This is a genomic window from Cognaticolwellia aestuarii (genome assembly GCF_002000025.1).
GTDB lineage: Bacteria > Pseudomonadota > Gammaproteobacteria > Enterobacterales > Alteromonadaceae > Cognaticolwellia > Cognaticolwellia aestuarii.
Genome location: NZ_MUZV01000005.1, coordinates 157,144 through 169,987, shown reverse-complemented (window position 1 = coordinate 169,987; position 12,844 = coordinate 157,144). Strand labels below are relative to the sequence as shown.

The following is a 12,844-nucleotide window of genomic DNA, read 5'->3' as shown; positions in this document are numbered from 1 at the left end:
TAGGCGCAATGCGGAAAACTTCAAATGAATATTTTTTATGACGAAAACATGCCTTTTGCGGCAGAGTTTTTTGCTGACTTGGGTGACTTGACGGCATTTTCTGGCCGCCATTTATCAGCAATCGATGTTAGTTCTGCTGACGTGTTGCTCGTGCGCTCAATTACGCAAGTTAATGAAGCACTACTGCAGAGTAATAAAGGCTTAAAATTTGTTGGCACTGCGACTATTGGTGTTGATCATATTGATCAAAATTACTTAGCTTCACGGGCAATTAACTTTCACTCTGCTCCTGGTTGTAATGCTATATCTGTAGCTGAGTATGTACTAAGTGCCATGGTTGTATTAGCTGAACGACACCTTCTAAGTTTGTCTGAACTGACCGTAGGTATTGTTGGTGCAGGTAATACCGGCTCTCGATTAAGCGAAAAATTAAACGCATTGAATATTAAACACGTACTGTGTGATCCTTTGTTAGCAGAAAAGCCTACGGATAAGCGAGATTTTGTTTCGCTTGAGCAGGCTTTAACATGCGACGTAGTCTCATTACACGTGCCATTAACACGTGAAGGAAAACACCCGACATACCACTTATTAGATGCCCAACGTTTAAGTCAATTTAGTGAGCAACAAATATTGATTAATGCTTGTCGTGGTGAAGTTATTGACAACTCAGCCTTATTAGCGATGAAGCAGCAAGGACATGCATTAAAGCTTGTGCTTGATGTCTGGGAAAATGAACCTAATATTCTCACTGACTTGATAGCTTATTGTGAAATCAGTACGGCACATATTGCTGGTTATAGCTTAGAAGGAAAAGCTCGTGGCACTGAAATACTCTATCGGGCATTATGTCAACAGCTCGATATTACACCAAATAAACAGCTAACAGACTTTTTACCTTTACCAACGATAAGTAAGGTGGAAATTAAACATAAGTTTGATGAAATACTGCTAAACCAGCTGGTAAAAATGGTATACGATGTCAGACGAGACGATGCAATTTTTCGTCAACAAATTAGTATCCAAGGATTTGACCATATTCGTAAAACTTACCCGACTCGCCGGGAGTTTTCTGCGATTACCGTCGACTTGGATCGCGCGTTGAGCTCAGATGTGCCACATCAGCTTGGCTTCAATAATAAAACTGGATAAAAGAGAGAGGATCATGGCACAGAAATTTGATGTTTGCGTACTAGGTGCAACAGGTTTAGTGGGTAAAACAATTATTGAAATATTAGAACAACGTGATTTTCCAATTAACAAGCTCTACCCGCTAGCAAGTGCTCGCTCAGCCGGTGAGTTTATTGAGTTTAATGGTGAAAGCATTGAAGTTTTAGATGCTGATAATTTTGATTGGAGCCAAGCGCAAATTGGCTTCTTTTCAGCTGGCGGTGCAACGTCAGCAAAATACGCCCCAATTGCTGGTGACGCAGGTTGTATTGTTATTGATAATACTTCAGAGTTTCGCTACGACGCAGATATTCCATTAGTGGTACCAGAAGTTAATCCGCATGCCCTTGCTGAATATCGTAATCGTAATATTATTGCTAACCCAAATTGTTCAACAATCCAAATGATGGTGGCACTAAAGCCAATTTATGATGCTGTAGGTATATCAAGAGTAAATGTTAGCACTTACCAATCAGTTTCTGGGGGTGGTAAAGCCGCGATGGATGAATTAGCAAAACAAACCGCTGACTTGTTATGTGGCAAACCAGTTGAGTCAAAAAACTTCTCTCGTCAAATTGCTTTCAATGTTATTCCACAAATTGATGTCTTTCTTGAAAATGGCTACACCAAAGAAGAAATGAAAATGGTGTGGGAAACACAAAAAATACTGGGTGATGATACCGTGTTAGTTAACCCAACGGCTGTGAGAGTCCCTGTATTCTTCGGTCATGGTGAATCTTTGCATATTGAAACTAATTCACCTATTTCTGCTGAAGAAGTTAAAGCATTATTGAGTGATTCACCGGGGTTAGTGGTTTGTCATAATGATGAAGACTTCCCGACTCAAATTAGTGACGCCAGTGGCAAAGATGAAACTTTTGTTGGTCGAATTCGAGAAGATATTAGTCACAATAGTGGTATTAATATGTGGATTGTTGCTGATAACGTTCGAAAGGGTGCTGCAACCAATAGTGTTCAAATTGCAGAGTTATTAATCAAAGATCATCTTTCTGAATACTAATTACTGTTAAACCACAGATTTATTAAAGAAAAATGAAAACCCGTCGTTATAATAAGCGACGGGTTTTTTGTTTTGTTTTATCGCTAATTTAGCTTATATTAAACTAACGTTATGGTAAGTATTGTCACGGCAATTTGATAACATAGTGAAAATCTAGAGAATATTTAACCAAGTTCATCAAAGTAATTATTAATAATTGGAATAATCTTTGCTTTACAATCTCCTGACTTGGCCCCGTCAATGTATTGGCGAATCATTATTATAAATAGGAAGTTTTTAATGCAACAATTCTTACGCCTGTGCCTATGGCAGGTACTTATTATTAGCATTAGCTGTTTTAGTATGCCTATTTCTGCTGAAGATGGCGGTATACGTATCCGTGGCCCTAAATCAACAGATGCCTTTCCTTATGACCGTTATGGCCCGATTACGGGTAATGATACCTTATGGAATATCGCCCTTAAAGTACGCCCTGATCCTCGTTTATCTGTTTATCAAGTCATGCAAGCTTTATTTGAAAACAACCCTGATGCTTTTAAAGATAGTAATTTGAACCACATGATCAACGGGCAATATTTAAAGATCCCATCAATTGAAGCGATGAGAGCAATTAGTACTGAGAATGCTCAGAAAAAATCACGTAGTGATGATAAAGCCTGGCAAAAGAAAGTAGTAAAAGTTGTAAGTAAAAAAGCTAAAACACCAGAAGAAGCGTCGGTAAATAAAAAAGATTTAGATGCGGCTAAATCAGAGATTAATGTTCAACTAAAAGCTATTGATACGACTCAACAACAAAGGTTAGCAACCATCCAAAATGATGTTTTAGACTCTATTGATGGTTTACAAAGTTTATTAAAAGAAAATGAAGCATTGCGTAAGCGTTTAGGCAGTTTTAATGAACAGCTTGATGTTATGCAAAATGAAGTCGCGAAAAGCAAAGAAATCAAACTGCAGATGGATAACATGATAGCGCTGCAGCAGGCCTTATTAGCAAAAGCAGAAGCAAGAGAGCAGGCATTATTACTAGAGCAGCAAAAAGCAGAGCTTGAAGGCAATAGTATTATGTCAAGTTCTTGGTTTATCGCTTTAATGGCGACCTTACCAGCAATTTTGGTGTTGGCGTTAATTGCTATTTTATTACGACGCAGATCAAACAAAGATAATGATGCTAAGCCAGCATCGACGAAAAAAGAAAAACTTACTGAGCAAGAGCCTGAGGCTAGTGTTGAAGCTGCTGAAGAGCCGAAAACGGCCGATAACGAATTATCTTTAGAAGATGATGTATCATTGGATAGCGAGCTATCGCTTGATGATGAGTTATCAATAGACTTGTCTGAATCAGATGATGAACAAGATGACTTGTTTTCAGATGACTTAAGTTCACTTGATGATGAGTTACTCGATGATGATGTGATTCAACTCGACGATGATCTTGCTGACTTAGATGATCTTGAAGATATTTCTTTAGATGATGATTTAGAGACGTTGGCACTAGATGAAGATATTGTTGAGAGTGATGCTCTAGAAGGTGGCCAGTTAGACCAAAGTGATTTAGATTCTTTGTTCGCAGGTTTAGAGGATGAACCGAATGATAGCGACGACACTATTGATATACTTGATAGTGATCTTGTTGAACAAGGCGATCTAGATAGCCTTTTGTCTGAAAATTCTGACGATGACCTTGTCGTGAGTGAAGACGAAGATCTGATGAATAAACCTGAGGATATCGACGCATTGCTAGATGCTTCAGCAGAAGAGAATACTGATGTTTCAGATCCTGATGACATTGACGCATTGCTAGATGCTTCAGTAGAAGAAAATAAGGACGTAACAGATCCCGATGACATCGACGCATTGCTAGATGCTTCAGTGGAAGAAAAGAAGGAAGTAACAGATCCCGATGATATTGACGCATTGCTAGATGCTTCAGTAGAAGAAAATAAGGACGTAACAGATCCCGATGACATTGACGCATTGCTAGATGCTTCAGTAGAAGAAAATAAGGACGTAACAGATCCCGATGACATTGACGCATTGCTAGATGCTTCAGTAGAAGAAAATAAGGACGTAACAGATCCTGATGATATTGACGCGCTGTTAGATGCTTCAATGGAAGAAAAAACTGACGTTTCAGACCCAGATGATATTGACGCATTGTTAGACTCAATAAATGGAGCAGATAATGCACCAGAGCCAAAGCCAGAAGCTACAGCAGGTGAAGACGTCGTTGAAGATGCCAATGACAATGTTGACGTTGCAGACCCAGATGATATTGACGCGCTGTTAGAGTCAATAAATGCTGCAGATGATGCACCAGAGCCAGAAGCTACCGCAGATGAAGACGCCAATGACAATGTTGATGTTGCAGACCCCGATGATATTGACGCACTATTAGATTCAATAAATGGAGCAGATGATGCACCAGATCTAGGGGCAGAAGCAACCACAGATAACGATGCTGTTGAAGATGACAATGTTGACGTTGCAGACCCAGATGATATTGACGCACTGTTAGATTCAATAAATGCTGCAGATGATGCACCAGAGTCAGAGCCAGAAGCTACCGCAGATGAAGACGCAGTTGAATATGCCAATGACAATGTTGACGTTGCAGACCCAGATGATATTGACGCGCTGTTAGATTCAATAAATGCTGCAGATGATGCACCAGAGTCAGAGCCAGAAGCTACCGCAGATGAAGACGCAGTTGAATATGCCAATGACAACGTTGCAGACCCAGATGATATTGACGCGCTGTTAGAGTCAATAAATGGAGCAGATGATGCCCCAGAGCCAGAAGCAACCACAGATAACGATGCTGTTGAAGATGCCAATGACAATGATGACGTTGCAGACCCAGATGATATTGACGCGCTGTTAGATTCAATAAATGCTGCAGATGATGCACCAGAGCCAGAAGCAACCACAGATAACGATGCTGTTGAAGATGCCAATGATGACGTTGCAGACCCAGATGATATTGACGCGCTGTTAGATTCAATAAATGCTGCAGATGATGCACCAGAGCCAGAGTCAGAGCCAGAAGCTACCGCAGATGAAGACGCAGTTGAAGATGCCAATGACAATGTTGACGTTGCAGACCCTGACGATATTGACGCACTATTAGATTCAATAAATGCTGCTGATGATGCACCAGAGCCAGAAGTTACCGCAGATGAAGAAGCTAATGAAGATGCAAATGTTGACGTTGCAGACCCAGATGATATTGACGCACTATTAGATTCAATAAATGGAGCAGATGATGCCCCAGAGTCAGAAACCACAGTAACTAAAAATGCAGAAGCGGAAGATATTACAGAGACAGGTAACGAAAGTTCTGCTGATGAAAGTACTGAGGATGAAAATACTGAGCTTATTAATAACTTTAGTGATGAATATGTAAAATCTTTTATTGATGCAGACTTTAGCGAGCTATTAGATGAATTTGTTGATGAGTCGGAAGTTAGCCAAGACAGTGATACGCCGGATAGCCAGAGTAATGCCGATGACGGTGAAGCCATTTCAGACGACTTTGATATTGATGCATTAATTGACGAAGTCAATGACACTGCTCAAATCAATGAGGAGGAACCTCTAGATATTGGTGATGACCTACTTGATACTGAAATTACAGATGATGAACTGCTAAGTGTAGATACTGAAAATGAATCGATAGAAAATACGACCGATAATATTGATGAGGAAACCTTACAAGCATTATCTGGAGATTTTGATGAGTCAACCTTGTCGCAGCTGTTAAACGATGAAAAAGAAGTCGATTCTATGATCGAGCTGTCGCCTGATTTTACCGACAGTAATGTTTTAGCTGATTTATTAGCAGAAGATGGCTATGTCGATGAGCAAGCCGGTATTGATTCGAGTAAAAAAGAAAACAAAGATGTAGTTGATGGTATTAAAGAGCTTGATAACTTAGATTTTGATGATTTATTAGCGAATATCGAAGAAGAAACGAGTACATCGAGTAACGAAGCATTTGAGTTTAGCGAAAACTTTGATATTGGCGATGATTTCGATAGCGATATTGTCGAAGAAAATGCAGCAGAAGACAGTGAAGCTGATGATAACAATAGCGAAAAAGACTTTATCTCGGTAGATTCACTATTGTCTGACAGCTTATTGGATGGCAAGCCTACTGAACCTTACGAGAAAACGAATATTGATGTAGGACTGGGTGAGTTTCCTGAATTTTCAGGCAACATTACCGAAGATGATATTGACGATGATGATAATGGCATCGCAGCTAAATTGGATCTAGCAAAAGTTTATCTCGAAATTGGTGACAATGAGAATGCTGAAGTGATTCTTCTTGATGTTGTTAAACAAGGTGATGCACAGCAGCAATTTGATGCTCAACAATTATTAGATAATATAAATTAATCTAGCTCAGTCATTAGATAAAAAGGCGGCACGTTGCCGCTTTTTTTAATGCTTTTTTATTATTATTTCATAGTGACTTGGTAAAAAAGCTTAAAATAATGGATAATGCCAACACCTTAGCAGTGGAGGATAAAATGCGTTACGCTTTAGGCATAGAATACGACGGCAGTAATTACTATGGTTGGCAAAGACAAAAGAACGTTATTAGTGTGCAAGAGTCACTAGAGAAGGCGTTATCTAAAATAGCCAATGAGCCGATAGAGGTGGTGTGCGCAGGCAGAACCGATACCGGTGTTAATGCGACGAATCAAGTTGTTCATTTTAACACCGATAAAGTTCGAAAAGATGTGGCATGGACGTTAGGTGTTAATACCAATTTACCAAAAGATATCGCGGTATCTTGGGTGAAAGAGGTCAATGAAGACTTTCATGCACGCTTTAGCGCAACAGCAAGACGTTATCGTTATATTATTAATAATAGCCGTTTACGCTCAGCGATTTTAAGCTCTGGTATTAGCTTTTGTCATTACCCACTTAATGAAAACTTAATGCATCAAGCTGCTCAGTATTTAGTTGGTCGTCATGACTTTACTTCATTCAGAACCGTACACTGTCAATCTCACTCACCGATACGTACGCTATATCATTGTAATGTCTCTCGCCAAGGTGAGTTTGTTATTATTGACGTTAAAGGCAATGCGTTTTTACACCATATGGTGAGAAACATTGCAGGCAGTTTGATGAAAGTTGGCCAAGAACTTAAGCCAGTGAGTTGGATTAATGAAGTGCTAGAGGCAAAGAACCGCTGTGTGGCAGGCATTACAGCTCCCTCAGCTGGATTATACTTTGTTGATGTGGATTACCCTGAAGAGTTTGGTATTCCCAAGCGTAGCCCAGGACCATTGTTTCTACTATAATCAGCCATAACCAAGAAAACAGACCAGTTTTTCCTATAATTGTATAGGTGTTCTATGGTCTAATTCAAAGTTATATATGTGAATAGTAAAATTTTATATTCAGTGATTGTATTTTGAACAATTATTGAATTTCTCGTGCATAGGCAAAAAATATATTATGAGCTGGATTGAAAAAATTCTCCCAAAAGCAAAGTCGACACAAAAAAGAAATATTCCGGAAGGTGTTTGGAGTAAGTGTACTAGCTGTAACGCGGTTCTATATAAAGTTGAGTTAGACCGACAAATGTCGGTTTGTCCAAAGTGTGATCATCATATGCGCATTTCTGCGCGTAAACGTATTGATGGCTTTCTTGACCAAGGTGAACGCGTTGAGTTAGGTGAAGAGTTTGAAGCGCAAGACATTCTTAAGTTTAAAGACTCTAAACGCTATAAAGATCGTATCTCTGCAGCGCAAAAAAGTACCGGTGAAAAAGATGCTTTAGTTGTTATGAGAGGTGAACTTCATGGGCAACCGATCGTTGTTGCTGCATTTGAGTTTGCTTTTTTAGGCGGTTCAATGGCTTCGGTTGTTGGTGCGCGCTTTGTTAAAGGTGTTGAATACTGCTTAGAACATAACTTACCTTTTGTCTGCTTTTCAGCCAGTGGTGGTGCACGTATGCAAGAAGCATTATTTTCATTAATGCAAATGGCAAAAACCAGTGCTGCATTAGCAAAAATGAGTGAAAAAGGCCTACCTTATGTCTCAGTATTAACCGATCCTACCATGGGTGGCGTTTCAGCAAGTCTAGCTATGCTTGGCGATATTAACGTTGCTGAGCCTAAGGCTTTAATTGGTTTTGCTGGACCACGAGTTATCGAACAAACTGTACGTGAAAAGCTACCTGAAGGTTTTCAGCGCAGTGAGTTTTTGAAAGAAAAAGGCGCAATAGATTTAATTGTAGATCGCCGTGAAATGCGTAGCACTTTAGCACGTATGCTTGCAAAATTTATGGGACAAGATAGCCCAACACCATAACGGTAAATTCATGTCAAAAATGATTAAAGGCCATTCATTTAAGAGCAATCTTACTGAGTGGCTTTCTTATTTAGAAAGTATCCATTCGGTTGAAATTGATCTGGGTTTAGCACGTATTAGTGCCGTGGCAGAAAAACTCAATATTCATTTTGCTAACTCAACAGTGATCACCGTTGCCGGTACAAACGGCAAAGGCACAACCTGTGCATTTTTAGAAAATGCATTTTTAGCGCAAAACCTAACTTGTGCGGTTTACTCTTCACCACATATAGAGCGCTTTAATGAACGTTTACGGATTGATCGCTGTGAAGTTGATGACAATGCTATCGTTAATGCGTTTGAAGCCATAGAGCTTATTCGCGGTGATATAACGTTAACATATTATGAATACACAACGTTGGCGGCCTTCATTGTGCTAATGGCTGAACAGCCTGATGTTATTATTTTAGAAGTGGGTTTAGGTGGACGTTTAGATGCGACCAATATTATTGATGCAGATATTGCTGTAATTACCACTATTGACTTAGATCATCAGGCATTTTTAGGTGATACGCGAGAGGCTATTGGCTTTGAGAAAGCGGGCATTATGCGAAGTAATAAGCCTGTGGTTATTGGCGATGTAGTGCCGCCTAAATCATTAGCCGTTCACGCTGATAATATTGCCGCTAAGGCATTTTTTCGTGAACAGAGCTTTACTGTTGCACTAAGCGACAATGGCGTCGATTGGTCTTGGTCTAGTGAGCAAAATTACTTCACGGCACTCAATGCTTGCCATATCCCACAAGATAATGTCTCAACGGCAATTATGGTGTTAGAGATTTTGACAGACAAACTTGCCCTATCGCTCGATAGTCAGTTTTTAAATCAAATTATCGCCGAAACTAAAGTTGCAGGGAGGATGGAGAAGTTCAGCATTGACGGCGATGTTATTTTAGATGTTGGTCATAACCCACAAGCGTCGCGATACCTAGCTGCTAAGTTACATGAACTTAATTATCCTAAGGTCCATGCCGTACTGGGCATGTTAGCTGATAAAGACATTACTAATACCGTGGCTGCTTTACTACCTGAAGTTGGGCATTGGTATTTAGGTAGCCTTGATGTTGCTCGGGGTTGCAAGGCAGAAGAAATTGCTAAGCACTTGCTAATAAACCCAAGTAAGGTGAATTGTTTTGACAATGTCTCTCAGGCATTTAAAATGGCTAAACAAAATGCAAAAGCAACTGATCTTGTTCTGGTTTTCGGATCTTTTCACACGGTTGCTGAAATAAGACGTTTATTAGTTTAATCTCAGCTCGGGTCAACGGGGTTTATAACCCGTTGACTTATAGTGTTATAGGCTAAATTACTCACGGTATTATTAAAGTAAAAGATTAACAAAAGCGCAACTATGACATCGAGGCGCTTAGCAAGGCACTTTTACAAACCAATAGCTATTGGGCATGAAAATAATATTGATAGGCGTTTAAATAGCATTATGGGTAAAGTAGCTTAACCCGAACTGGGGTTAGTTTAGCAAAGTTTGGAGTATATTTTGTCTACACCGTTTCAAAATCGTTTAGTTGGTACCATTATTGTTGCTGCTGTCGCTATTATATTTTTACCTGATGTTCTTGATGGTGACAAAAAAACTTATCAAGATAACTTTGAAACGATCCCAAAAGCCCCTAAGGTAGATTTTCCTCCAGCAAATAAAGCATTTCCACAGCAGAAGCTCAGTAAATTACCTAAGGAAGTAATTTCTGATGATGTTGCTCTGGACTTTGGTGGCGCTCTTGATGCTAGTAAAGCACTCACTGAAAAGGGGATAACGGTTTCAACTTTGGATAAAGAACCATCATTTACCGCCGATTCCACTCAAGCAGAGACAAAAAAAACGCTAGACTTAGTGGCAAAAAAAGTACCGAGTACCGCAGTACCTAAACAGGCTTGGGTTATTCAATTAGGCAGCTTTCGTCATCAAAATAATGTTGACGACTTGGTCAGTAAGTTGAAAAAACAGGGCTATACAGCCTTTACTAAACCAATTAAAACCAAAAACGGTAAGTTGACCAAAGTTTTTGTTGGCCCTGAGTTGATAAAATCATCCTTAGAAGAAAAACTTCCAGCATTGAAAAAGTTGACAAATGTGCAAGGAAAAGTTGCACGTTTTTACCCGACTAAATAATAAAATCATTAGCAAACTCTATCAGGCTTCTGGTAGAATGCGCGCCACTAATCAATGAGAAAATTCGATTTATGGTTTGGATAGATTATGCCATTTTGGCAGTCATTGGCATTTCAGCTTTAATAAGCTTAGTGCGAGGCTTTGTCAAAGAAGCTGTTTCCTTAATTGTCTGGATCAGTGCCTTTTTTGTCGCAAGTAGCTTCTATTTAAACTTGTCGACCCTACTAACTAATATTTCCGATCAACTACTGCGTAATGCGGCCTCGATTGCTATTTTATTTATCTGCACTTTAATCTTAGGCGCACTCGTTAATTATATTATTGGTCAACTTGTTAGCAAAACAGGTTTATCAGGCACCGACAGAATGCTTGGTATCGTATTTGGTGCTTTAAGAGGTATTTTGATCACTGCGGCTATATTATTTTTTATGGATGCATTTACGCCCGCTTCTTCGCGAATATGGTGGCAAAATTCTCAATTGATTCCAGAATTTACATTAATAGTTGAATGGTTTTTTGAGTACCTCAAACAATCATCAAGTTTTTTAACTTAGTATTTAAACTTAGTTCGTCGGAGAGTAAGTTCATGTGTGGTATTGTTGGTATTGTCGGTAAAACACCCGTTGGTCAGGCATTATATGATGGTTTAACGGTGTTACAACATCGCGGTCAAGATGCAGCAGGTATTGTGACTATTCACGATAATACCTTTAGATTACGTAAAGGTAATGGCCTAGTGAAAGATGTTTTTCATACGCGCCATATGTTACGTCTACAAGGGAATATTGGCATTGGTCATATTCGTTATCCTACTGCAGGTACATCAAGTTCATCAGAAGCTCAGCCTTTTTATGCAAACTCGCCGTTTGGTATTTCTTTAGCGCATAATGGTAACTTAACCAATGCAGATGAATTAAAGCTTTGGCTTAATACCGAGGCACGTCGTCATGTTAATACAACTTCTGATTCTGAGTTACTGCTTAATATTTTAGGTCATGAGTTACAAAGCTCAGATCAACAAACACTTGATCCAAGTGATATTTTTACTGCCATAAGTAACGTTCATAAACGTGTTCGTGGGGCTTATGCAACTGTAGCCTTAATCATCGGCTATGGCATGGTAGCATTTCGTGATCCTAATGGCATTCGACCTTTAGTGTTTGGTAAGCGTGAAACCGCTACGGGCATTGAGTACATGGTCGCTTCTGAGTCAGTAGCTCTTGATGCTAACGAGTTTGAATTTGTGCGTGATGTTGCACCTGGTGAAGCTATTTTCTTTACTGAGTCAGGTAAAATTCATAGTCAGCAATGCGCAGAAAATCCAACTTTCCATCCGTGTATTTTTGAGTATGTTTACTTTGCTCGTCCAGATTCATCAATTGATAAGATTTCTGTTTATGGCTCGCGCGTTGATATGGGGAAAAAACTAGGCGACAAAATTGCCAAAGAGTGGGATGACATAGATATTGATGTGGTTATTCCTATTCCTGAAACCTCATGTGATACCGCCCTAGAAATTGCTCGTCACCTTAATATTCCATATCGCCAAGGCTTTGTAAAAAATCGCTATATTGGTCGTACTTTTATTATGCCAGGGCAAGAACAACGTAAAAAATCTGTGCGTCGTAAACTTAATGCTATTACTGCGGAATTTGTTGGAAAAAATGTACTGCTTGTTGATGACTCTATTGTTCGCGGTACAACATCAGGACAAATTATCGAAATGGCACGAGCTGCTGGCGCTAAAAAAGTGTATTTTGCTTCTGCAGCACCAGAAATTCGTTTCCCTAATGTTTATGGTATTGATATGCCAAGCGCTAACGAATTGATTGCTCACGGCAGAGAGCTTGATGATATTTGTCAGTTAATTGGGGCTGATAAATTAATTTTTCAAACATTAGAAGATTTAGTTGCTGCGGTTTCAACAGCAAATCCAGACATTACTGAATTTGAAACATCAGTATTCAATGGCGAATATGTCACTAAAGATATTGATCAAGGTTATTTAGATCGATTAGACGCAATGCGTAATAACGAAACGAAAGAAACCTCAGACAAAAATGCTGATTCAATTATTGATATGCATAACGAAGGTGCTGAATAACTTATTAAAACTCAGTATTTTTAAATAAAAAAACCGCTAATTCAGCGGTTTT

Annotated in this window: 9 protein-coding genes; all 9 read left to right on the top strand. The window is 39.3% G+C overall.

Annotated elements, in window-relative coordinates; translation table 11 throughout:
- Positions 1–24 precede the first annotated feature (24 nt).
- The 9 genes from B0169_RS09385 to purF all read left to right on the top strand — a co-directional run bounded on the left by B0169_RS09385 (position 25) and on the right by purF (position 12,792).
- Entirely contained in the window at positions 25–1,152 is a 1,128-nt protein-coding gene (locus B0169_RS09385; RefSeq protein ID WP_077285713.1) for a 4-phosphoerythronate dehydrogenase, read from the top strand.
- 13 nt (positions 1,153–1,165) lie between these two features.
- Positions 1,166–2,191, top strand: coding sequence for an aspartate-semialdehyde dehydrogenase (locus B0169_RS09380; protein ID WP_077285712.1), 1,026 nt, complete (start codon positions 1,166–1,168; stop codon positions 2,189–2,191).
- Positions 2,192–2,470: 279 nt separating this feature from the next.
- Complete coding sequence (locus tag B0169_RS09375; RefSeq protein ID WP_158077071.1) at positions 2,471–6,589, top strand: FimV/HubP family polar landmark protein; 4,119 nt, start codon at positions 2,471–2,473, stop codon at positions 6,587–6,589.
- A 134-nt stretch (positions 6,590–6,723) separates the two neighbouring features.
- A complete protein-coding gene (gene truA, locus B0169_RS09370; protein ID WP_077285867.1) occupies positions 6,724–7,506 on the top strand; it encodes a tRNA pseudouridine(38-40) synthase TruA in 783 nt (260 codons plus the stop codon).
- Positions 7,507–7,663: 157 nt separating this feature from the next.
- A complete protein-coding gene (gene accD, locus B0169_RS09365; RefSeq protein ID WP_077285710.1) occupies positions 7,664–8,521 on the top strand; it encodes an acetyl-CoA carboxylase, carboxyltransferase subunit beta in 858 nt (285 codons plus the stop codon).
- Positions 8,522–8,531: 10 nt separating this feature from the next.
- A complete protein-coding gene (folC, locus tag B0169_RS09360) occupies positions 8,532–9,809 on the top strand; it encodes a bifunctional tetrahydrofolate synthase/dihydrofolate synthase (protein ID WP_077285709.1) in 1,278 nt (425 codons plus the stop codon).
- 246 nt (positions 9,810–10,055) lie between these two features.
- Positions 10,056–10,688, top strand: a complete 633-nt coding sequence (locus tag B0169_RS09355; RefSeq protein ID WP_077285708.1) for an SPOR domain-containing protein — start codon at positions 10,056–10,058, stop codon at positions 10,686–10,688.
- A 71-nt stretch (positions 10,689–10,759) separates the two neighbouring features.
- Positions 10,760–11,242, top strand: coding sequence for a CvpA family protein (locus B0169_RS09350; RefSeq protein WP_077285707.1), 483 nt, complete (start codon positions 10,760–10,762; stop codon positions 11,240–11,242).
- 32 nt (positions 11,243–11,274) lie between these two features.
- A complete protein-coding gene (gene purF, locus B0169_RS09345; RefSeq protein ID WP_077285706.1) occupies positions 11,275–12,792 on the top strand; it encodes an amidophosphoribosyltransferase in 1,518 nt (505 codons plus the stop codon).
- Positions 12,793–12,844: the final 52 nt, after the last annotated feature.

What these genes read in the sequence shown, in the direction of transcription:
- folC (WP_077285709.1), top strand. Translation starts at nt 8,532, where the DNA reads ATGTCAAAAATGATTAAAGGCCATTCATTTAAGAGCAATCTTACTGAG.
- truA (WP_077285867.1), top strand. Translation starts at nt 6,724, where the DNA reads ATGCGTTACGCTTTAGGCATAGAATACGACGGCAGTAATTACTATGGT.
- purF (WP_077285706.1), top strand. Translation starts at nt 11,275, where the DNA reads ATGTGTGGTATTGTTGGTATTGTCGGTAAAACACCCGTTGGTCAGGCA.
- B0169_RS09385 (WP_077285713.1), top strand. Translation starts at nt 25, where the DNA reads ATGAATATTTTTTATGACGAAAACATGCCTTTTGCGGCAGAGTTTTTT.
- accD (WP_077285710.1), top strand. Translation starts at nt 7,664, where the DNA reads ATGAGCTGGATTGAAAAAATTCTCCCAAAAGCAAAGTCGACACAAAAA.
- B0169_RS09350 (WP_077285707.1), top strand. Translation starts at nt 10,760, where the DNA reads ATGGTTTGGATAGATTATGCCATTTTGGCAGTCATTGGCATTTCAGCT.
- B0169_RS09375 (WP_158077071.1), top strand. Translation starts at nt 2,471, where the DNA reads ATGCAACAATTCTTACGCCTGTGCCTATGGCAGGTACTTATTATTAGC.
- B0169_RS09380 (WP_077285712.1), top strand. Translation starts at nt 1,166, where the DNA reads ATGGCACAGAAATTTGATGTTTGCGTACTAGGTGCAACAGGTTTAGTG.